We start from the raw sequence: 20866 nt of genomic DNA on the forward strand, positions 1-20866 counted from the left end.
TGATCGGCATCGCTCAGTCCGGTTGGTGATTTTGGTTGGTTTGGCGATTGATCAGATCGCACAATCCGGGCTGAGTTCCCTTTCAGTGATCTACTATTCCGCGCAGCTATTTAGATATTTATAACAAAGTAGTTATGAAACTATGCGAACGGATACCTGATCATTTCAAAATGCTAACCGCTCATGCTGAAATCACGAAGGGTTTGGAGGCAATCTATGCGCAAGATATTCATCAGCTAGAGGTTTTCATAGATGTTGTTGAGTCATATCTGAAAAATAAGAACGAGTGTGACTATAGTGTCACAAGCAATGAATATATGGCAATTAACAGGCTACGGATAAGAGTTAATAACTTTCAGGGAGTTCTTGTTGGTTTAAAACTAAGTCAGGTTCAAGCACAAATGAGCTATGAAACAGCTGTCGATGTAAAAGATAGCCTTCGAGATATTAAAGATAATTTATTACCTATGTGGGAAGGGCAGGCTAAGAACATCAACGCCAGTGGTGTTTGTAGTGGTATTGATGAAGTGGCTCATGAAAAATTCAAGAAGCTGGTCAATAAATTAAATAAGAACATAAGGTGAGATAACATGAAGATCATAAATAGTATTGATATATTAGATGTCAAAGTGGCTAAGGAATTTGATAAATATGCTGTTGATGTAAGTATGGAATCATCAATAAAAGATGCAGTCAGATCTTTCCAGATTGGTGATATTGATGCCGCGCATAACTTTGGACGATTGGAGGACACTACTGATATTAATTATCTTGATAACCTCCTTCTCAGCGTCAGCTCATCATCTCAGGGCAAGAAGGGAGAGACTCTGAATGAGATTGTTGCACTGGCTCGTGAAGTCAGTAATGCAGTCGAACCAAGTTATCTTCAAAAGAAACTGTCACGGATACCGTATGTTGGGCCTTTCATAATGAAAGCCATCGGTCTTCATTTTAGTGCAATGTCAAGATTTGATTCAGTTAAAGGACAAATCGATATTTTAACCTCGGATATCGAAAGCATATCGGAGGGGTTGTTTGAAATGAATAAAAATATTGATGGAATGTATGACCAAGCTTTAACTAGTGTAAAAAATACAGGGGTTAACATTGTAGCTGCCTATTACATTCTGGAGAAGTTACAAACAGTTCAGGCTTCTATTCGTAAGGAACTAAAAAATCAGCCTGATAATACCATGCTGAGCATGGAAGCAATGAATATTGAACATCAAATCGCCCTCATAACAAAACGTCGAAATGACATGATCACGGAACAACAAAAGGCATTTGAAGACCTAAAGATGATGAAAATGATGAAGTTCAATAACCTCTCGATGGTAGACCAGTTTGAAACTATTATTAAAGTAACGATACCATCTTCTAAACGCAGCCATCTTATTATTGACCAGGCCGAAAGGAGTGATAAAAGCTCATTACTGATTCAGGCAATTGGTGATTCTGTAAATCAACAAGCCAGACGTCAAGCTTTGTTAGTAAAAGAGAGCAGTATTCGTGTAGCCAAAACAGCTAATCGTACTGTATATGATGTTGAGACAATTGATTACATATCAAACCAGATCAATGAGGCCGGTCGAGAAATTAAAAAAATCCACGACCGAGCCAAGACGCAACATACCCAGCTTGAAGCTCGCGCAGCGCAATGGAAGGAGAAGCGTTTTATGGTAGCAAAAGAACTGTCTTCCAAATAATAGTTAAATTTAGAGGATGTGCTATGGCTAGAATCAGACAAAGTAATCCATATGATGATGTTGAGAATGCTATTAGACGGAAGCGTGATAGAGCTATATATTTTACCTTAGCTATATCTCTAATCTTCGCTATTATATTTCTAATATTATGGTTTTGTATTCCATCAGACATGCCAGTAGATGAGCAAGTCAAACAGGTTTCTGACGATATATTCAACATTCTACGCTCCAATGAGTTAGTTCCTGAAAATGCTTTTGATACGATAGGATCATTTATTTCCATATATGGAAGAGTTGGTGTGGGTGTATGTATATTGATTGTAATACTAGGGGCAATTATTAATGGGAATGGTTTACAACTTGAGATAATGACAAGTTGCATAGTATTGTTTGTAGGGTTTAATTTATTTATTGCTGCATTTGGTGATGAGCCTCATAATTATAAATAAAATACCGACAAAATAAGTACTGCTATGAAAACTGGAGACTTGGACTCTTTGTATGAAATCTATGGAGACAGAGGGAGTTTACTAAGAAAGTCAGTTGAAAAAGCACTTGCAGATCCTAAACCAGCTACTGCAAAAAAACTGGGAGATATCGATGGCCTGTTACTCAGAGGTGTAATAATTACTGCTGAAAAAGTATCTGATAGCAATTATAAAAATCATCTTGGAAACTTGGTTTTGTTAATGCCTGAATATAAAGAGGATAGTGTCAAAGACAAAAACACACTGTTTGATTCACAACTTTATAAAGCTATTGATTACCATATTTATGACATTGGTTACAAGTCTGGTGCGCTTGCTTCAAATCCTCTTTCTGCTTGGAAGTCGGGAAATGATCTTAAATCCAATTATATTAAATATATTATAAAAAGTACTGCTCTAATATTTTTTATACTTGCCGTAATTTTTGTGGTGATTATACTGCTGACGGTTAGAAATGGCCGTAGGCTTACTTATTTGATAGAGTCTAATATTAAATATCTGTCGAAATAAAATAAAACGCCCTTAAGGGCGTTTTATTTTTGTGTGCTTATTTACCATCCGTTTCATCATCTACTTTCTGAGTCATGATTGGAGGCGGCGCTTCATTATCAATTTTCCTACGGCCTTCATCGCTGAAGAAGATTTTCCAGATAAAGTGCCCGACAAAAAGGATTCCGCATCCTATAATCAGCGCCCAGTCGAAAGTGTCAAATGGTCTGTTAAAATAATCAAACATATAGTTCTCCAGGGTAGAGTTCGTGACTAAGCCCGTTAAACGTTGTGTGGATAATTGCTCCACCAGACCGGGCAATGCAATTCATTGTTTTTTTCAGACCATCCGGCATCTATGAGTAATCTCTTCACAAAAAATGGCTGGTTTCTGAAGATATCTGTAGAAATTGATGTAGCTTTAATGACACTTCCTTTTTCACCAGGTTTTGTTGGTTTCTCGTAACGCGTTATACCGATATGCTGTAGACGTGACCTAATCGCGCCATCTGTCCTATTCATTTTCTTGGCAATCACTTCTATTGAACGATGCTCAGATAGAAGTGTAATTAAAAACTTATAGTTTCCACATACCCATTTGGCTGGTTTTTGTGGTTCTCTTTGGTTCCGTTCAGGCACTGATCTTTCCTTAATTTGTTGTGGTTTTTCACTATCACAATCAATGTCAGTTCTGGCCGGGTAATTTGAAATGGTTTTATCTGGTACGGTTTCATAGATAATTTCATTAAGCACTATATGCTTGCTCCACCAATCTGGGGCGGTAAGGTCGAATCCATCAATGTGCCAGCCGAATTCGATTAGTGGCAGGACATCAAGAAAACGTTTTTTTGATAATTTCGCAGAACTTATTTTTTTATTTAACCATATAACCGTACTAGATGAATCGTCTTCAGCGCCCACGGTAATCATTCCAAGCTCTATAAGTTGCTGAAGAGTGGATTGATGGCTTCTTAAGGTAAGCTCGGCAAGTGCCGTTTTACTGATACCATGTTGTATCGCCTTAAGTAAGACCCGAGTATCGTCAGGAGTCCACGGTTTACCGGTAATGAGGTGTGAAGATGTTTTCTTATGTAGCTGATCAGTATCCTCATCTTCGGGTACTAACAGGCTTGTGTTTCTTGTTCGCCACCATTCTGGAGAGTACAGAACATTTTCACCATTTATGCAGTGTGCTACCCATCCATTATCTAGCAGGGTTTTAAGAGTTATACCTGAAGCTGGTTCAGCCGGTGGCACTCTGATTGAAGAGTTAGGCTTGAGGGTAATTTCGTTAGGCTCGGAGAGATTTTCTCTTATGAGAAGGTATAAATCCAACTCGATACATCTTAACTGGATTATCCTTTCATTGTATCCAAGAATGGACGTAAGCGCTGCAAATGAGTAACCATCCTTAAGCCCTTTTATAAGCTTCAGATCTTCAGCTGGTGACCATGACGGTAATTTCTTCTTCATTCACTTGCCTTAGAGTGAACTAAATATTTCTGATATTACTTGTAAATCAATAATTCTTGAATCGAGAATGGGGGCGTTTTGAGGTGTATAAATCGCACTTAGACTCGACCATTTAGTATCCGTGGTTGAAGAGCTCCTCAACTCCAGCATTTACGACATCCTGGTTTCCAGGGATGTAACGTGGCCAGCCTTCTACCTCTTTGATGTTCTTAACGATAACTCCTTCGAAGCCAAATTGATCTGCCGATATATCAACAATATGGAATTCATCGTTGTTGGAGATCTCACACCAGTAATGACCGAACCCGCCATACATAGTGAATAACCCGCCGTCAGATTTCCCATCGCCACCTCTAATCACAGCTGATAACCCTTTGCTATGTGCCAGACGAGCTAATAGCAGACTGGCAAATAGGCATGTGCCCGTTGTGTCATCGGTATCACAGTCAGCGAGGATACCGTTCAGTAATGCCCGTGCTTCAGTCGCAACATCATTAATGAGGTTTTTCATCAGGGTTACTTATCGCAAATCGGTTTCAGGGGATTCTGCCAGACAGGCCGTAGCGTGACAATTTTTTATGACCCCAATAGGGGGCGAAATTAACGGGTCTTAGAATTTCGTCACCGATGAATGTTGCGTTAATCTTTTTTTATATAAAGAGGAGCTAACCATGAATAAAATGAAGTACAGTGCAGTATTGAATGAATGGAATTTTAAGTATGATTCTGCTGAAAGATTCGGTGACTCACACTTTCTTTATATCCATAATTTCATGAACGATCAGAGCCAGTTACTTGGTATTATCATAGCTGATTTTTTGAAGGTTCCTCAGATAGAACTTCTTCCTATTCAGACCGCCATAGATAACCTTGTAAGGTTATTAAAGGTTCAGACATCCAGGTCGTTAACGTCTGATGAGGGTGTTGATCTTGCTCAATTCCTCACTCAGTACCTCAGACAGACACAATCTTATGCTGCGGTTTCAAGTATGTGTCCGGTTGGTCAAAAGTTGAATTTTTTCCTGAACATCTACCCAAGAAAAGGTAATAAAGAGTTTTCTTTTCGATTATTCGCAATCACCACACTCAATGAAATTACAAGCGTGTCTGAATTTGTTGAAATGGCACATAGTACTCAACAAAGTGATCTGATTAATAATCCTGGTTATTTTGTTTGATTACTAAATAATTCCATATTGAAATCATTAACCATCACTTAACAGTGATGGTTTTTTGTTTTATTTCAATTATCTTTTTGTTCGATATGACTATCTGCTTTTTATAATCTGATTTCACTTACTATCATGCTGATACTACTAGGTAAAATGGTCGTGATGACTTTAATTCATGCTATTCCATTGAGATTTGTGTTTACAATCAATAAAAATATTGTTAATAAAATGTAATCCTTAACATAAATCAACATGGATATGGAACCTACACTACAATGGCAAAGAAAAACATACATCAGGAAGAGATTGTATTCGCGAAGAAACAGCTTGTTCTCCTTGCAACATTAAAAGGGAAGGTAAGTGAATTGATTCTAAAGTGGGAAGGGAACATTGGAGCTGAGACTCCTGACTTGAATCGCCACGGGTTTAACAGACACCTCAGAGTCATTTAAGATGGCTTAAAGAGAGGTGCCCATGAGCAGTAAGCGTTATCCCGAAGAGTTTAAAATTGAAGCAGTCAAACAGGTTGTTGATCGCGGTTATTCTGTTGCCAGCGTTGCAACACGTCTCGATATCACCACCCACAGCCTTTACGCCTGGATAAAGAAGTACGGTCCGGATTCTTCCACTAATAAAGAACAGTCAGATGTTCAGGCCGAGATCCGCCGTCTCCAGAAAGAGCTGAAACGGGTTACCGACGAACGGGACATATTAAAAAACTGTCCATGGGTGAAACCCCGTCCTGAGTCTCAGAAACTCCCCGGAAAAGTTGGCAGGCTAATTTAGCGAAGGAAGCAGCCGTCGGCCTTTTGGTGGTATGACCCCGTAAAAAAACATGGTTCAGGGACTGTGGCGGATCCGGCAGTGGTGACTTTGATCCCGTTCAGGAAGGTGATTTCTCCGTCGTCCCCTCCTTCGTTCATCGAAAAATGAGCAAGGAGATTTCCATGAAAAAATCCTCCCGAATGTCTGTTATCCATCCTCATGCTGCGGGCGTTGATATTGGCGCTGAATTCCACGTAGTCGCCGTTCCACCGGATGCTGACGCCGAGCCGGTCAGAACTTTTCAAAGTTTCACTGGCGACCTTCATCGGATGTCCGACTGGCTCAAAACCTGTCACATTACGACCATTGCCATGGAGTCCACTGGCGTTTACTGGTTGCCTGCTTTTGAGATCCTTGAGGCTGCGGGTTTCAATGTGATCCTTGTTAATGCTAGAGACGCAAAAAATGTTCCCGGTCGCAAGACTGATGTCAATGACGCACAGTGGCTGCAGAAGCTGCATTCATTTGGCCTTCTTCGGGCCAGTTTCAGACCTGAACACGACATTTCCGTACTCAGGTCTTATTTGAGACAACGGGAACGCCTGACTGAATACCGGGCTGCTCATATCCAACATATGCAGAAGGCGTTGATGCAGATGAATGTTCAATTGCATCATGCCGTATCGGATATTACTGGCGTTACCGGTCTTTCAATCGTCAGAGCTATTGTCAGTGGTGAGCGCGATCCTTCAGTATTGATCCAGTATCGTGATGTCAGATGTAAAAAGACGCCAGAGGTTCTTCAACAGGCACTGACAGGGAACTGGCAGCCTGAACATCTTTTTGCACTTGAACAGTCGGTGGCATTTTTCGATTTTTACCAGGAAAAAATCCGTGAGTGTGATGATCAAATCGAAACTTCATTATTGCAGCTCAGCACCGGAACTGAAGAGCCTGAAGGAGTATTGCCCTCCGCCAGACATCGTACAAAACAGCCCAATCAGCTTACCTTTGATGTCAGGCCATTACTCTGGAAAATTACCGGAGCAGACCTGACACAGATACATGGGTTCGGACCTTATCTGGCACTAAAATTCGTTGCCGAATGCGGTACTGACATGAATCGCTGGCCGGATGCGAGCCATTTTACCTCGTGGCTGTGTTTGTCCCCGGGGAATAAGATCTCCGGTGGAAAAGTACTGTCCTCGAAAACACGGCGTTCATCCAGTCGAATTGCTGCTGCACTAAGACTGGCAGCCACAACAATTGGCCGGAGCGATACAGCGCTGGGTGCTTTTTATCGTCGATTATCATCCCGTATCGGGAAAGCAAAAGCAGTCACTGCAACGGCAAGAAAACTGGCAATACTGTTCTACAATGCCCTTAAATACGGTCAGAAATATGTCGATCCTGGCGCGGATTATTATGAAGAGCGCTACCGTAATCGCGTACTCGACGGGCTTAAACGAAGGGCAAAATCACTGGGTTACTCTCTCCAGCAAGATCCCGAGTTATGCGTGTGAACCGGGAGTTTCTCAGGAAGCCGCTGTAGATTCAATCTGTCAATGCAACACCCCTTTCAATTATCTCTTTCGGTGTTTTGAACTTCAGTGTCTTTCTCGGTCTGTTGTTTAGCTGAGCAGCAACCAGATCTAGTTCATGTTGAGTATATTGGGCAAGACATGTCTTTTTAGGAAAGTACTGCCGAATTAGCCCATTTGTGTTCTCATTTGTTCCCCGCTGCCAAGGACTCTGAGGATCGCAGAAGTAAACTTTAACGCCGGTGCTGACAGTAAATTCTAGATGTCTGGCCAGTTCCATTCCTCTGTCCCATGTCAGTGATTTTCTGAGTTCTGACGGTAAACTCAGGAATTTGTCGGTAAGAGCCTGATTTACTGAGACAGAATCTTTGCCCCTGAGTCTAAGGACGATCGTATAACGTGATTTTCGGTCTACAAGTGTGGCTATATGAGAGTTTTTTGTACCTGAGACTAAATCGCCCTCCCAATGCCCCAGAGAGCGTCTGTTATCGATATTTCGGGAACGTTCGTGAATTGGTGTTCCGTTCACTATGTTAATCGTACCTCTTTCGCCTTTGCGGGTATGACGCCTGCCATGGCGAAGGCTATGCGACCGTCGCAGATGCTGTATATTCAGGTGGTGTAGCGCTTCACGGCTACGAAAGTACAGCGTTTTATAAATTGTCTCAGGTGATATTCGCAGCGTTTTTTGACGTGGTTTTGTTCGCCTTAACCATCCTGATATTTGCTCTGGAGACCATTTCATCTCCAGCTTTTCCAGAACAAGCTTTCGCAATGGTAAATTTTGATCCAGTAAGCACGGTTTTGGCCTTTTCGCCATTCTGTTGGCTCGGTTATTAGCATCAACAGCTTTGTAATAGCGTCTGCCCCGATTACGCTGAACTTCACGTGAGATCGTCGAAGGACTGCGATTCAGCGCAGTAGCTATCGCACGAATGCTCATTTTGGCTGACAAACCAGCTCGTATCTCCTCGCGCTCAGACAGTGTCAGGTGAGCTACAGCCCGCTTACGCTCATGGGGTTTTATGCCGCCAGTATCCCTTAACATAGTGAAGATCGTTCCGGGTTTTGAACCCAGGATATTCGCTATTTCACTGAAGCCTGTTCCGTTCTTCCATAGTTCAAAAACAGAGGCTTTTTCCTCTGCTGTAAATGTTCGTCTCATTCAAAAAACCTCCGCAACCCCATGTTTTCACATAACTGTTGCGTTGACCAATTGAATCTACAGCGGCGTACTTCGCAAAGCTGTCCGACTGAGGTACGCCTTTATCCGTGACAACACCTGTTGCTGGCCTGTTCGCCTGCTCTGTCGGGTGCTGGATGTTCATCCCAGTGGTTTTTACGCCTGGCTTCAGCAGCCGCATTCACAACGCCATCAGGCAGACCTGAGACTGACAGGACAGATTAAACAGTTCTGGCTGGAATCGGGATGCGTCTATGGTTATCGTAAAATCCATCTGGATCTGCGGGACAGCGGGCAACAGTGCGGAGTGAACAGAGTCTGGCGACTGATGAAACGTGTCGGGATAAAGGCTCAGGTCGGATACCGGAGCCCGCGGGCACGTAAAGGCGAGGCCAGTATCGTGTCGCCCAACAGGCTCCAGCGACAGTTCAATCCGGATGCTCCGAATGAGCGTTGGGTAACGGATATAACCTACAGTGTGCCCGGAGTTCAGGGCGGGCATGGATGCTTAAATGAACCGCGAGTCTGTCTGGAATATTGAACCGGTAACTCACGATGAGAAACCCAACAATCCCACCGGGTGTGACGGTGGAGAACCTGAGCGGCAGTGACCTGCGGCATGCCCGCAGGGTGATGTAACCCGCTGACAACGGGGATTGAGGCGAGATCACTAAGCCGAGATGATCCTCAAGGTTAAGTACTGAAAGGCTGAAGAACATGAACCCGTTAATCCGCCTCTGTGGGTTGAAAACGTCACCACGGCCTACGTGATCTGACAGGCCGTGCAGGAGGAACTGGCAGTGATACGTAAGCACTGCCGGTCGAAGGTGTTTTGACATGTATGCGAAACACCGGGGCAGCAGCGTCTATCACGCTTGCGTTGCTGACTTCTGCCAACTTGCGGCAAGCAAGGATAAAGAGTGCGACGGGCAGCCTCCTCAGTATGCCTGAGTCCAGGCAGGTAAACCGGGGAAGGTCAGCGACGGATGTTAAGGGGGCATGGCTCCGATGACGCGCTGGCTGGCGGAGCTTCCGTAGTAGTCCGCGATGGGGAAAGCCCATTACATGGCGAAGGGAAGCAGTTTGAATGTGTTTGCGACGTGAATTAACTGACCTAACGAGGTGAAGACCTTTGATAATCAGCGAAATGCAACGCAAGCTTGCCACATGGGCAGCCACCGATCCGTCCCTACGGATTCAACGGCTGCTGCGTCTGATAACACAACCAGAATGGCTGGCTGAAGCGGCGCGGATCACGCTTTCATCAAAGGGGGCGCATACCCCCGGCGTTGATGGCGTGAACAAAACAATGCTACAGGCCAGACTGGCTGTTGAACTGCAAATCCTCAGGGATGAATTACTCTCAGGCCACTACCAGCCCTTGCCCGCCAGACGGGTTTACATCCCTAAAAGCAACGGCAAACTGCGACCACTGGGTATCCCCGCGTTGCGGGATCGTATTGTTCAGCGGGCCATGCTGATGGCGATGGAGCCGATATGGGAGAGTGATTTTCATACGCTCTCATATGGCTTCCGGCCTGAGCGCAGTGTCCACCACGCGATCCGCACGGTGAAATTACAGCTCACAGACTGCGGTGAAACCCGGGGACGCTGGGTGATTGAAGGCGACCTGTCCAGTTACTTCGACACCGTACATCATCGACTGCTGATGAAGGCTGTACGCCGCAGGATCAGTGACGCACGTTTCATGACTCTGCTGTGGAAAACCATCAAGGCGGGACATATCGATGTCGGTCTCTTTCGGGCGGCCAGTGAAGGTGTGCCACAGGGCGGTGTTATATCGCCGCTATTATCGAACATCATGCTGAATGAGTTCGATCAATACCTGCATGAGCGCTACCTGAGCGGGAAAGCCAGAAAAGATCGGTGGTACTGGAATAACAGTATCCAACGGGGCCGAAGTACGGCGGTCAGAGAAAACTGGCAGTGGAAACCCGCGGTGGCGTACTGCCGCTATGCCGATGATTTTGTCCTCATCGTCAAAGGCACCAAAGCACAGGCGGAAGCCATCAGGGAGGAGTGTCGGGGTGTGCTCGAAGGCAGTCTGAAACTCAGGCTGAACATGGATAAGACTAAAATCACCCATGTTAATGACGGCTTTATCTTTCTGGGGCACAGGATCATTCGCAAACGCAGTCGTTATGGCGAGATGCGAGTGGTCTCAACGATCCCGCAGGAGAAAGCCAGAAACTTCGCCGCATCGCTGACAGCACTGTTATCAGGCAACTACAGTGAAAGCAAAGTCGATATGGCTGAACAACTCAACCGAAAACTGAAAGGCTGGGCCATGTTCTATCAGTTCGTTGATTTTAAGGCCAAAGTCTTCAGTTATATCGACCGTGTCGTGTTCTGGAAGCTGGCTCACTGGCTGGCCCGCAAATACCGTACAGGTATCGCTTCCCTGATGAGGTGGTGGTGTAAATCACCGAAACCGGGTCAGAGCAAAACGTGGGTTTTATTTGGTAAAACCAATCACGGCAAGCTCAGCGGCGAAATACTGTACCGGTTGGTGGGGCAAGGCAAGAAGCTGTTCCGCTGGCGGCTACCCGAAGGCAATCCCTATCTGAGGACGGAGACCAGAAACACGTATACATCGCGCTTTACAGAAGTGGCAATGGCGTTCGCCAGCATTTAAATGGAGAGCCGGATGCGCTGAAAGGTGCACGTCCGGTTCGGGGAGGAGAGGCAGGGAAATAGTCCGACTACGCCCTGCCTCTTACTCTACTCAGAACCCACGAAGGCTGGCTGTATCTTGCCGTGGTTGTTGATCTGTTCTCACGCAAAATTATCGGCTGGTCCATGCAATCCCGGATGGCAAAGGACATTGTCCTGAACGCACTGCTGATGGCTGTATGGCGGCGTAATCCCCAAAAACAGGTGCTGGTTCATTCGGATCAGGGCAGTCAGTACACAAGCCATGAGTGGCAGTCGTTCCTGAAATCACACGGCCTGGAGGGCAGCATGAGCCGTCGCGGTAACTGCCATGATAATGCGGTTGCAGAAAGCTTTTTCCAATTGTTGAAACGCGAACGGATAAAGAAAAAGATCTACGGAACGCGGGAAGAAGCCCGCAGCGATATTTTTGATTACATCGAAATGTTTTATAACAGTAAGCGTCGGCATGGTTCTAGCGATCAGATTTCACCGACAGAATATGAAAACCAGTATTATCAACGGCTCGGAAGTGTCTAGATTATCCGTGGCGATTCAACTATCATCTTTTAATGAACCAACTTGAGTCAGTAGAAAAGCAAATATTTTCTAAGATTGGTGCTTGGAAAAAGACATCTTTGCTTTGAGTGTCAGTGAAGAAAAACTTTATGAACAAACTTAATCCTCCTGCTTTATGTAATTCTTTTTTTACCAGGGATTTCTAGGAGAATCTTAGTCCATAACCCATCTGTCATAAAATCAATTATCGAGTCTGATATCATGGCTTTATTTGCAATTCTTTGAGCAGTGTAAATTGCCTGACTTTTATCTTCGATAAAGATGCCATGAGGCACTAGACTAACATTATCTTCGGTTTTCCTTGCCCACATGCGGAGGCGGTAATCTATTATGTATTCGTCATACTCTATCCACAGATGAGGTCGAATTATCTGGCCAGTTCCAGCCAACGTTACTTCTCCAACGATGCGCTGGTGCGGTATACAGAATCTATCTAGCAGGCAACTTACAACCATAGTATGACCATCACATTCGAGTGGAAGTACATCATATTTATGTAACAGCTCGCAGACATAAGCAACTTCAGGGGTTATGAACATTTACGGCCTCATATTAGACGGGGAGGGTGCTTAATTGGTCATTAAGCCTAAGTGATGATGGAGCCCAGTAGCCGGAACCGCACATCCACCGTTCACCAGGAAATGAAAAACCCTCTCTGATAAGAAACTCCCTAAGTTCGGTGCTGATGACATTCTCAACCTTTAAGATGTAGTTATTTGTCTCAGCTGCTTCTTTTAATTTCGAGAGTAACTGTCTGAAAAATCCTTTGCCTGGGGTCTTCACTGAAATGGTTGCGACTACCAGTACCGACGAACCGAGGTATGACATTTTTCCCGTCCGGGCACGGATGTATAACTCATCTACTAACTGAAGACCTTGAACCTTCATTGATTTTGAATGAAAGATGCTTTTTTTTGCTTCAACCATTAAGTGAGTGAATGATTGAAGGATCTTATTGATGTCTCTGTCATGACAACTCATATAATCACCAAATTAAATCAGCATAATAAATTGCACAGTGTATAGCGTAACTTTTCAATAAAGTTGATGCTTTGAAATAAAAGCAACAATACATAATCTTTGTGTCTTATTGGCTAAGGTTGTTATGTAATTATCAGAGGTTTTTAATCCTTTCTAAAGATGCTAGATATGCTTCATAGTTATCTCCAAATTTTTTCTTTGCCCGTCTTACTCTCATCTTTTCTGCCAGTTCACTCTTATGCTCGGTCTGGTATTTTTTATTGTTTTGGAGTTTTACACCTGCACCGGAACCGGCAGCATAATTTCTGTTTTTATCGCTAATGCACAACTTGCATTTACTTTTAAGGCCAAACTTACCCTTAAGTTCCTTACCGAATTCTTCGAAGGGTTTAACCTGATTGCATCCTTTACAGCGTTTGCACCCAGAGGGGAGATCTTCATTAGCCATGTCTAGTTCCAGTGGTTAAAGGTAATGAACTGCATTTTACTGCAAACAGGCACTTCCAACCATAAAATCGACTACTTAACCATAATTCAACATAAGGTTCATTAAGCGCACCAAGGTAAGGTGTTGATTGTTAAGGGTTTATCAGGGGGTTCTCTTGACTTGTTGGTATCCTCGGACTCAGGCTGTTACGTATCCTGTGACTAACTGAGCCCCGTCCGTGGTGACCAGTTAACAGATTCTCCAAGGAACCTTGTTAACGCTGCTTTAGCATACTGAGGCTTTGAGTAGTATCTGGGAAACCAGCCATCATAAGTTTGTGTGCCATTGCGCCGGTATTCTGGCCTGACTGACAGCTTACATCCATTACCATCAGTAGAAATACAAAAAGTGTACCCATCAACAGAATCAGAAGTAAGCAGAATGGATGTCATTGGGGATACCTCATTATTGAACTAACCAGAAACTACAATGGTGATCCGACATGGTTTCCTCGATTTTACCGACTGAGCTGTCATATAGCGATACCTTTTATTCTTAGGTTCTCTTGCAGTATTGGCTATCGATTGTCACAATTTAGTCTGGTGGCACTGGTTCATTTTTCGGGTGGTTTGTTACTTTTTCCGTTGGTGTTCCAGGGCTACCGACCTCTGCATGTACGTATACATCCCTCTTTCTCGTTTACCCCGCCAGATTTCAATCCGATAGAATCGTTCCTGTTTTACTCACTCGTAATTCACTTTTCATAGTCATTTTGTGGACATTAAACGTGCGCTACAGGTGCGCATTCCTTGCTTCAGGATGGCTTACTATCTAAAATGGCAGAGATTTTTGATACTTTTGAACATTTTAATGAGGTATATACCATGATGAACATCGCTTGTGATGACGGCTCAACGAACGTAAAACTTGCCTGGATTGAGAATGGTGAAATCAAAACTCATGTTTCGCAGAACGCCTTCCGCGAAGGCTGGGCTACTCCACTCGCATTTGGTGGTAAAACTATCTACAACTATCTCATTGATGGGCGGAAATTTACTCACGACATTGGTTCAACATCTGCAATTACAACAACGCATACCTCTTTCCAGTTCGACGCTGTAAGTCGCGTAGCAATTCATCATGCCCTTTTGACTTCCGGTCTTGAGCCACAGGATGTTGAACTTACAGTGACACTGCCGGTGGCCATGTTCTTCACGAGCGATGCGCAGTTGAACGAAGCTAATATTGAAAAGAAAAAGGCCAACGTTATGGGCCCAATAACCCTGAATAATGGCGAAACTTTTCATGTTGTAAAAGTTAACGTAATGCCTGAATCAGTACCTGCGGCTGAATATCTGATTGATCCTAAAACAACCACGCAGCTTACACGAACCCTGGTTGTCGATCTGGGGGGAACAACCCTAGACCTGGCCATCATTCAGGGGGCAATGGAGGGCATATCTGATATCTTTGGCAACAGCGATGTTGGCGTTTCACGAGTGACAAAAGCTGTTATGGCTGCGCTCCAGGATGCCCAGTCTCCAAGTAGTTATGCCATTGCGGATATCATCATTAAAAACCGTCATGATAGAGCGTTGATTGCTTCTGCGGTCAATGATCACTCTAAAATTGATGCCATCATTGACGTTATCGATTCTGAGTCGAAAAATCTGGCCGAAGCTGTTGCAGCTGATATACGTCGTCAGAACAGCGTCCACAAAATCATACTGGCCGGGGGCGGTGCTGAGCTCATCCATTCTCATATTGTCGAACTATTCCCTAAGCTGGATGTCATCAAAGCGCCTGACGCGCAGCTCGCGCTCGTCAAAGCAATGGCAAGCGTCTAAACGAGGTTATGTGATGGAAGAAGATAAACGTTTACTCGTCTGGCTCCGCCCCGGCAATAATCCAGAAGACGGTAAAGCTCTTGATATTATGGAGCGCTTACCCCGCCGATCCCGGGGGGAATTTTACCGTAAGGCACTGGTAATTGCGTCTGCCTTGCATGAGCTCGACCCTCGGTTAATAAATTTGCTGGCCGCACAAACCACGACATCGTTTAATGCCGAAACCCTGAGCAACATTCTGTCGCAAACGCTGGGCATTGCCGTTGAACGGAATTCTTCACCAGTGGAAACCCAGGCCACAGGTATCCGAGCAACAACCATCATTGATTCGGATAAGCCTGCTGAGCAGAAAGAACCAATTCCTAAACCCTCCCTGATGATGCAAACCCTCAAACGTTGAATCCGAACCGGCTACTAGTAGCCGGTTTACTCACCTTGCTCGGTTAACAAGCTGAGATAGATCCGCAACCCCTTATCCAGTGACTCTCTAATGGCATCTGCTGCTGCCCCTGCATCCCTGTTTGAAAGAGCGAGTTCAAGCGACGAGAAAAATATTGGCCATTTATCCTCCGAGTCAGATTCGAACGTGTAACTCAGAGTTGGCCACAGGTTAATCCACAGTTGGGTTACAATTTTGAAAAACTCAGGCAGACCGGCGTATATGTAAAGCTTCAGCCGCAGAGTGAGGTTTAGCTGGTGCGCCAGATAAACATCCCTACGTTCATATGCGGAACGCAGCTTTTGGCACAAAGACAGGCATTCTTCAAAGCCATTGGCATCCATTTTCAGTACGGCCTTTTCTGCCAGTTCTGGCTCAATCAATCGCCTCATAATGAACCCTGTTCCATGGCTCCAGATGACAAACATGATCTCATATCAGGGACTTGTTCGCACCTTCCCTAAAGCACTCGTATTGACCGTGGCGGCTACCACATTCTGTCTGATGACCAGCCCGGCGTTCGCGGTTGAGGAAACCACGCCGCAGAATATGACCTGTCAGGAATTTATGGATATGAACCCAAAAAGCATGACCCCGGTGGCCTTCTGGGTAGTGAATCGCAACACCGACTTTAGCGGCGGCGACTATGTTGACTGGCATGAAGTCGAGACCGTTTCGGTACCGAAAATGCTGCAGGAGTGCCACAAGAACCCCGCCGCTAAACTTGGCGATCTCAGCGCGGTCATCAAAAAATAACCCCCCCGGCATCAGGCCGGGGAAACCCGCCGCGCTGCGGCGGGTCCCGCTTTACTCATCGATACCGCATTCGCACGGCAGAAAGCGGCCGATAAGCTTGCGATACAAAAACGCCCCGATAATCGCCCCCACCACCGGCGCCAGCAGCGGCACCAGAAAGTAAGGGATCGCCAGCACACCGGTAAAGGCGATCGAGCCCCACCCGGCCAGACTGGTAAACAGTTTTGGGCCGAAGTCGCGCGCCGGATTCAGCGCAAAGCCGGTTAGCGGCCCCATCGACGCGCCGATCACGGCGATCAGCAAGCCAATCAGCAACGGCGCCAGCGGCCCGCGCGGAATTCCGTTGCCGTCGTCGGTCAGGGCCATGATCATCGCCATCAGGATTGCCGTGATGGTGGTCTCAACGGCAAACGCTTGTATAAAAGTGATATGTGGATGCGGGTACGTGGAAAAGACCCCGGCCAGGTTAAGGCTGGCGGCAGTGCCGCGCACGATATGCTGACTCTGTTCAAGATCGAGAAACAGCTGGCGATAGAGCCCATACACCAGCGCGGCGGCGCAGAAGGCCCCGGCCGTCTGGGCAACAATAAACGGCAGCACCTTGCGGCGTTCAAAACAGGCGAACAGCCACAGGGCAATGGTCACCGCCGGATTAAGGTGCGCGCCGGAGACACCGGCCGTCAGGTAGATGGCCATGGCGACGCCAAGGCCCCAGATAATACTGATCTCCCACTGACCAAAGCTGGCCCCGGCGACCCGCAGCGCAGCGACGCAGCCCGCGCCGAAGAAAATGAGCAATCCGGTGCCAAGAAACTCGGCCACGCACTGCCCGGTTAAGGTAGAAGTCTGGTTCATTATCGGCATCCTGAAATAGCACGTTAAAGAGAGAGGCTGGCGCGAGCGCCCGTTTAATTCGCCTGACCGGCCAGTAGCAGCCCGGTGGCGACCGCATTGCGCGGCCCTTCTGTTCCCCGAATATTGCCCTGCCCGGCGACTACGCCATAGTGCGACAAGGCTTCCGTGATAAGCTGCGGGATCTCAAAGTCCAGCGATGAGCCGCCCACCAGCACCACAAAGGCGATATCGCGAATGGAACCGCCGGGTGAGACCTGGCGCAGCGCGCGCAGGCAGTTGGTGACAAACACTTTCTCTTTCGCCTGCCGGCGCACGAGACGAATTTTTTCCAGCGGGCTGGCGTTATCGATCGGCACCAGTTCGCCCTCCTTGATGTACACCACTTTGGCGAACACCGCCGGGCTGAGGGCTTCCCGAAAGAACTCCACCGCGCCATTCTCGTGACGAATACTGAACAGGCTTTCCACTTTGGCCAGCGGGTATTTTTTTATCGCTTCCGCCAGCGAAAGATCCTCGAGGCCCAGCTCGGTTTTAATCAACAGGCTGACCATATTCCCCGCCCCGGCGAGATGGACCGCCGTTATCTGCCCCTCCGCGTTGACGATCGCCGCATCCGTCGAGCCGGCGCCGAGATCGAGGATCGCCAGCGGCGCCGCACAGCCGGGAGTGGTTAACGCCCCGGCGATGGCCATGTTGGCCTCCACGCCGCCCACCACCACCTCGGTCTGCAGTCGGGCGCTCAGTTCGCGGGCGATAACCTGCATTTGCAGACGGTCCGCTTTCACCATCGCCGCCATCCCGACGGCATTTTCCATGGCGCACTCGCCGGCCATCCCGCCCTGCACCTTGCGCGGAATAAACGTATCCACCGCCAGCAGATCCTGGATGTATATCGCGCTCATCTCATGGCCGGTCAGGGACGCCATTACCTTTCGCACCCGCTCCAGCATGCCGCCTGCGTGCGTGCCTGCTTCACCACGAATATCACACACGGGCGCGCAGGCGCTCATCGCCTGCATAATGGCCTGCGCGCCTTGCGCTACGTCGGCTTCACCGCCACGCTTTTCACCACGGATAAAGATCTTACCCGCCGGGATCACTCTTGATCGCACATCTCCCTGCGGGGTTTTCAGCACCACAGCGGAACGGTTGCCAATCAGCGCTCTGGCGATGGGGACAATAGTTTGTGTTTCCTCAGGGGTCAGGGCAAAGAAGGTTGCGATACCGTAAGGATTCGACAGCACCCGCACCACCTGTCCCGGGGCCGCCACTTCCACCGCCGCCAGCACGCCTTCCGGCACCTTCTCCAGTAGAGTGACTTCATCAACCACCGGTATTGGCCGATGCAGGCGATTATTCACCAGCACGCCATCATCTTTTTTCAGGATGGCCGCCACCACGTTGACGCCGCGATCCAGCGCTTCATTGATAAACCAAACCGCCTCAAGGAAATCCATCTCCTCACCCACCAACGGTATCCAGCCCTGGGCAAATCGATCCTCGCTCAACGCCGCCAACTTCTCCACGGCGATGGTGGTTCCCATGCCCACGCCAACGCCGCCGGGCGTTTGCGGGTTATGACCAATCATCGTTGATTCGGTAATGATGGTTTCAGTGATGGTTTCCATCGCCACATCGCCAATCACCGGTGCGGCCTCGTTGATGCAGATTTTTGCCACGTCCTGCAGCGACCACGGCGTTTTATCCAGCGCCTGCTGCAGGGACGCGACCACCCCGGCGATATTCTCCCGCGTGCCTTTCATCCCGGTCGTGGCGACAATCCCGCTGCCGATAAACCGGCCATCCTGCGCCAACGCCACTTCAGTGGTGGCGTTGCCGATATCGATCCCTGCAATTAACGGCATGCTGCCTCCGTCACTGACTGCCTTTACGCAGCTTATTTCTCTGCTGGTATACCTCTGCCGACTCGCGGACAAACCCGGCGTTCACCGTGGCGTGCCAGGTGTGTTCCAGTTCATCGGCAATGGCCTGCAACTCGGCGAACGAAGAACGAAACGGCCTCAGTGCGTTGTAGATCTCCAGAATGCGGGCATCCGGGATCGCAATCAGTTCTGCCGCACGACGAAAATTGCGCGCCACGGCATGACGCTGCATCTGCTCGGCAATCTGCGCCTGGTACTCCAGCGTTTGCTGAGAAATACGCACATCCTGCGGCCCTACGCGGCCCGCCAGCACATTCTCAAGGGTAATGTCGGTTAGCGGCTTGCCGCCAGGCGTCCGGATTTTCTCCGGGCAGCGGGTGGCTAATGGGTAATCCTGCGCGGTCATGATGTTGTCGTTCATGGTCATTCCCTTACCAGTGCAATATGCAACGTGACAGGCGCAGCATCCTGCACCACGTGTTTGGTTTCTTTGATGTGAAACAGCGCGGCCTTGGCCATAAATTTAGGGCGCACCATCTGGTCATTGACCACTGGCACCGGCGAAGGCGACTCTTTGCGTGCATAGCGTGCGGCGTTTTTACCAATCTGACGATAGGTTTCCAGCGTCAGCAGCGGAGCCTGAGAAAACAGTTCCAGGTTACTTAGCGGCAGCAGATCGCGCTGATGAATCACCGTGGTTCCTTTCGACTGGATACCAATCCCAATGCCTGAGCCGCTGAGATTTGCCGCATCCCATGCCATAAAAGAAACATCTGAGGTGCGCAGGATCCTCACTACTCGCGCATGCAGCCCCTCTTCTTCGATGCCAGCAACCAGCTCTTTCAAAATCGCGTTGTGCGGCATATCAATCAAGGTTTTATGCTGATACTTATCAAAGGCCGGGCCGACGCCTATCACGACTTCATCCACGCGTTCGTCCGCTTTAGCCGCCTCGCCTTCGCTCACCTGTAAGATGAAAACCGGCTTACGTTCAGTTGTGCATTCCACTGTGTACCGCCTTATTCGATCGAGCCGGGCTGAACCACGCCCGCAATATTTTTAATTTCCGCCCAGCGTTCGGCACTGATGCGATAGCCGGTACCAGGTCCCTGATAATCATTGATGTCGTTGACGGCGCTGACGACGTCGAACTGGCGATCCAGAATAGCCGACGTTTGCAGGTAATCACCGGTAACACGCTGTCTCAGCATATTGAGGATGTTACTGGCGATATCTTCGAAACCGCTACGGCTTAGTGCGCCGACGATATCCAGCCCGGTGATATTGCGCTTCATCATCTCTTCCACGGCGGCCAGATCTTCCACCACATTGCGCGCGGGCATATCTTTGCTGCCGTGAGCATAAGTAGCAGCTTCGACTTCTTCATCGCTAATCAGCGGCAGGCCCAGTTCGCGGAACACTGCCTGAATGGCGCGTGCCGCCTTGTTGCGGATGGCGATGGTTTCTTCTTCGGTTACAGGACGCAGACCACCATCAACCATCAGATCGCGTTGCAGAATGTTGTAATCATCGAAGTCTTCCGCGTCGAAGTTCGACCCGGCAAACATGTTGTCGTAGTTCGGTACGGCGCTATAGCCGGAGAAGATAA

The 20866-nt window shown here is 47.6% G+C and carries 23 protein-coding genes and 3 pseudogenes; 13 read left to right on the plus strand and 13 right to left on the minus strand.

Features of this window, described 5'->3' with window-relative positions; genetic code table 11:
- Positions 1–134: 134 nt before the first annotated feature.
- The 4 genes from FHD02_RS23015 to FHD02_RS24580 are packed head-to-tail and all read left to right on the plus strand — an operon-like array spanning position 135 to position 2704.
- On the plus strand, positions 135–584 hold the full coding sequence (locus FHD02_RS23015) for a hypothetical protein (RefSeq protein ID WP_231040675.1): 450 nt from the start codon (positions 135–137) through the stop codon (positions 582–584).
- Between the two features lie 6 nt (positions 585–590).
- A complete protein-coding gene (locus tag FHD02_RS23020) occupies positions 591–1706 on the plus strand; it encodes a toxic anion resistance protein (protein WP_007372209.1) in 1116 nt (371 codons plus the stop codon).
- A 23-nt stretch (positions 1707–1729) separates the two neighbouring features.
- The gene (locus FHD02_RS24575) at positions 1730–2155 is read left to right on the plus strand and encodes a hypothetical protein (protein ID WP_255597491.1); all 426 of its coding nucleotides are present in this window, start codon (positions 1730–1732) and stop codon (positions 2153–2155) included.
- Positions 2156–2179: 24 nt separating this feature from the next.
- Positions 2180–2704 (plus strand): hypothetical protein, encoded by a 525-nt coding sequence (locus FHD02_RS24580; RefSeq protein ID WP_255366036.1) that lies wholly within the window; start codon positions 2180–2182, stop codon positions 2702–2704.
- Positions 2705–2741: 37 nt separating this feature from the next.
- On the opposite strand, the gene FHD02_RS23030 is transcribed toward FHD02_RS24580, so the two are convergent.
- From FHD02_RS23030 to FHD02_RS23040, 3 genes are all read right to left on the minus strand, one after another.
- Positions 2742–2930 carry a hypothetical protein gene (locus FHD02_RS23030; RefSeq protein ID WP_007372207.1) on the minus strand — a complete coding sequence of 63 codons (189 nt, stop codon included), beginning with the start codon at positions 2928–2930 and terminating at the stop codon, positions 2742–2744.
- Positions 2931–2965: 35 nt separating this feature from the next.
- Positions 2966–4156, minus strand: a complete 1191-nt coding sequence (locus FHD02_RS23035) for a hypothetical protein (protein ID WP_009652915.1) — start codon at positions 4154–4156, stop codon at positions 2966–2968.
- A 112-nt stretch (positions 4157–4268) separates the two neighbouring features.
- Positions 4269–4667, minus strand: coding sequence for a hypothetical protein (locus tag FHD02_RS23040; RefSeq protein WP_016241897.1), 399 nt, complete (start codon positions 4665–4667; stop codon positions 4269–4271).
- A 160-nt stretch (positions 4668–4827) separates the two neighbouring features.
- Here FHD02_RS23040 and FHD02_RS23045 point away from each other — a divergent pair, with 160 nt between their 5' ends.
- The 3 genes and pseudogenes from FHD02_RS23045 (at position 4828) to FHD02_RS23055 (ending at position 7616) form a co-directional block, all read left to right on the plus strand.
- A complete protein-coding gene (locus tag FHD02_RS23045) occupies positions 4828–5334 on the plus strand; it encodes a hypothetical protein (RefSeq protein WP_007372203.1) in 507 nt (168 codons plus the stop codon).
- Positions 5335–5802: 468 nt separating this feature from the next.
- A pseudogene (locus FHD02_RS23050) lies at positions 5803–6045 on the plus strand (transposase); the annotation flags it as partial.
- Positions 6046–6275: 230 nt separating this feature from the next.
- Positions 6276–7616, plus strand: coding sequence for an IS110 family transposase (locus FHD02_RS23055; RefSeq protein WP_220394348.1), 1341 nt, complete (start codon positions 6276–6278; stop codon positions 7614–7616).
- A gap of 31 nt (positions 7617–7647) precedes the next feature.
- On the opposite strand, the gene FHD02_RS23060 is transcribed toward FHD02_RS23055, so the two are convergent.
- A complete protein-coding gene (locus tag FHD02_RS23060; protein ID WP_220394349.1) occupies positions 7648–8799 on the minus strand; it encodes an IS30-like element IS30 family transposase in 1152 nt (383 codons plus the stop codon).
- Positions 8800–8863: 64 nt separating this feature from the next.
- Here FHD02_RS23060 and FHD02_RS23065 point away from each other — a divergent pair.
- From FHD02_RS23065 to FHD02_RS23075, 3 genes and pseudogenes are all read left to right on the plus strand, one after another.
- A pseudogene (locus FHD02_RS23065) lies at positions 8864–9292 on the plus strand (IS3 family transposase); the annotation flags it as partial.
- A 672-nt stretch (positions 9293–9964) separates the two neighbouring features.
- Positions 9965–11473: a group II intron reverse transcriptase/maturase gene (gene ltrA / locus FHD02_RS23070; protein WP_001189111.1), complete on the plus strand. Its 1509-nt coding sequence runs from the start codon at positions 9965–9967 to the stop codon at positions 11471–11473.
- An 80-nt stretch (positions 11474–11553) separates the two neighbouring features.
- A pseudogene (locus tag FHD02_RS23075) lies at positions 11554–12030 on the plus strand (IS3 family transposase); the annotation flags it as partial.
- Between the two features lie 152 nt (positions 12031–12182).
- On the opposite strand, the gene FHD02_RS23080 reads toward FHD02_RS23075, so the two are convergent.
- The 3 genes from FHD02_RS23080 to FHD02_RS23090 all read right to left on the minus strand — a co-directional run bounded on the left by FHD02_RS23080 (position 12183) and on the right by FHD02_RS23090 (position 13498).
- Positions 12183–12608: a hypothetical protein gene (locus FHD02_RS23080; RefSeq protein ID WP_016241518.1), complete on the minus strand. Its 426-nt coding sequence runs from the start codon at positions 12606–12608 to the stop codon at positions 12183–12185.
- Positions 12609–12621: 13 nt separating this feature from the next.
- Entirely contained in the window at positions 12622–13050 is a 429-nt protein-coding gene (locus tag FHD02_RS24585; protein ID WP_032155219.1) for a hypothetical protein, read from the minus strand.
- Between the two features lie 133 nt (positions 13051–13183).
- Positions 13184–13498: a hypothetical protein gene (locus tag FHD02_RS23090; RefSeq protein ID WP_009652923.1), complete on the minus strand. Its 315-nt coding sequence runs from the start codon at positions 13496–13498 to the stop codon at positions 13184–13186.
- 788 nt (positions 13499–14286) lie between these two features.
- Between FHD02_RS23090 and parM the strand changes: the two genes are divergently transcribed.
- Both parM and FHD02_RS23100 read left to right on the plus strand, forming a co-directional pair.
- Entirely contained in the window at positions 14287–15324 is a 1038-nt protein-coding gene (gene parM, locus FHD02_RS23095) for a plasmid segregation protein ParM domain-containing protein (RefSeq protein WP_009652920.1), read from the plus strand.
- 13 nt (positions 15325–15337) lie between these two features.
- Positions 15338–15724 (plus strand): plasmid partitioning/stability family protein, encoded by a 387-nt coding sequence (locus tag FHD02_RS23100; RefSeq protein WP_009652914.1) that lies wholly within the window; start codon positions 15338–15340, stop codon positions 15722–15724.
- Positions 15725–15750: 26 nt separating this feature from the next.
- Here the strand turns inward: FHD02_RS23100 and FHD02_RS23105 are convergent, their stop codons facing one another.
- Positions 15751–16155: an FCD domain-containing protein gene (locus FHD02_RS23105; protein ID WP_007372197.1), complete on the minus strand. Its 405-nt coding sequence runs from the start codon at positions 16153–16155 to the stop codon at positions 15751–15753.
- Positions 16156–16267: 112 nt separating this feature from the next.
- On the opposite strand from FHD02_RS23105, the gene hdeB reads away from it, so the two are divergent.
- The gene (gene hdeB, locus FHD02_RS23110) at positions 16268–16519 is read left to right on the plus strand and encodes an acid-activated periplasmic chaperone HdeB (RefSeq protein ID WP_007372196.1); all 252 of its coding nucleotides are present in this window, start codon (positions 16268–16270) and stop codon (positions 16517–16519) included.
- A 51-nt stretch (positions 16520–16570) separates the two neighbouring features.
- Here hdeB and FHD02_RS23115 read toward each other — a convergent pair whose 3' ends face one another.
- From FHD02_RS23115 to FHD02_RS23135, 5 genes are all read right to left on the minus strand, one after another.
- On the minus strand, positions 16571–17374 hold the full coding sequence (locus FHD02_RS23115) for an MIP/aquaporin family protein (protein WP_007372195.1): 804 nt from the start codon (positions 17372–17374) through the stop codon (positions 16571–16573).
- 53 nt (positions 17375–17427) lie between these two features.
- Positions 17428–19239, minus strand: coding sequence for a diol dehydratase reactivase subunit alpha (locus FHD02_RS23120; RefSeq protein ID WP_007372194.1), 1812 nt, complete (start codon positions 19237–19239; stop codon positions 17428–17430).
- Positions 19240–19249: 10 nt separating this feature from the next.
- Positions 19250–19678 (minus strand): diol dehydratase small subunit, encoded by a 429-nt coding sequence (locus FHD02_RS23125; protein WP_007372193.1) that lies wholly within the window; start codon positions 19676–19678, stop codon positions 19250–19252.
- Positions 19679–19680: 2 nt separating this feature from the next.
- Positions 19681–20265, minus strand: coding sequence for a propanediol/glycerol family dehydratase medium subunit (locus tag FHD02_RS23130; protein WP_009652918.1), 585 nt, complete (start codon positions 20263–20265; stop codon positions 19681–19683).
- A gap of 11 nt (positions 20266–20276) precedes the next feature.
- Positions 20277–20866: propanediol/glycerol family dehydratase large subunit (locus FHD02_RS23135; RefSeq protein ID WP_304502718.1), on the minus strand; the 590-nt coding region annotated here is incomplete at its 5' end.

The sequence above is a fragment of the Citrobacter sp. EC_71 genome (assembly GCF_019584005.1).
GTDB lineage: Bacteria > Pseudomonadota > Gammaproteobacteria > Enterobacterales > Enterobacteriaceae > Citrobacter > Citrobacter werkmanii.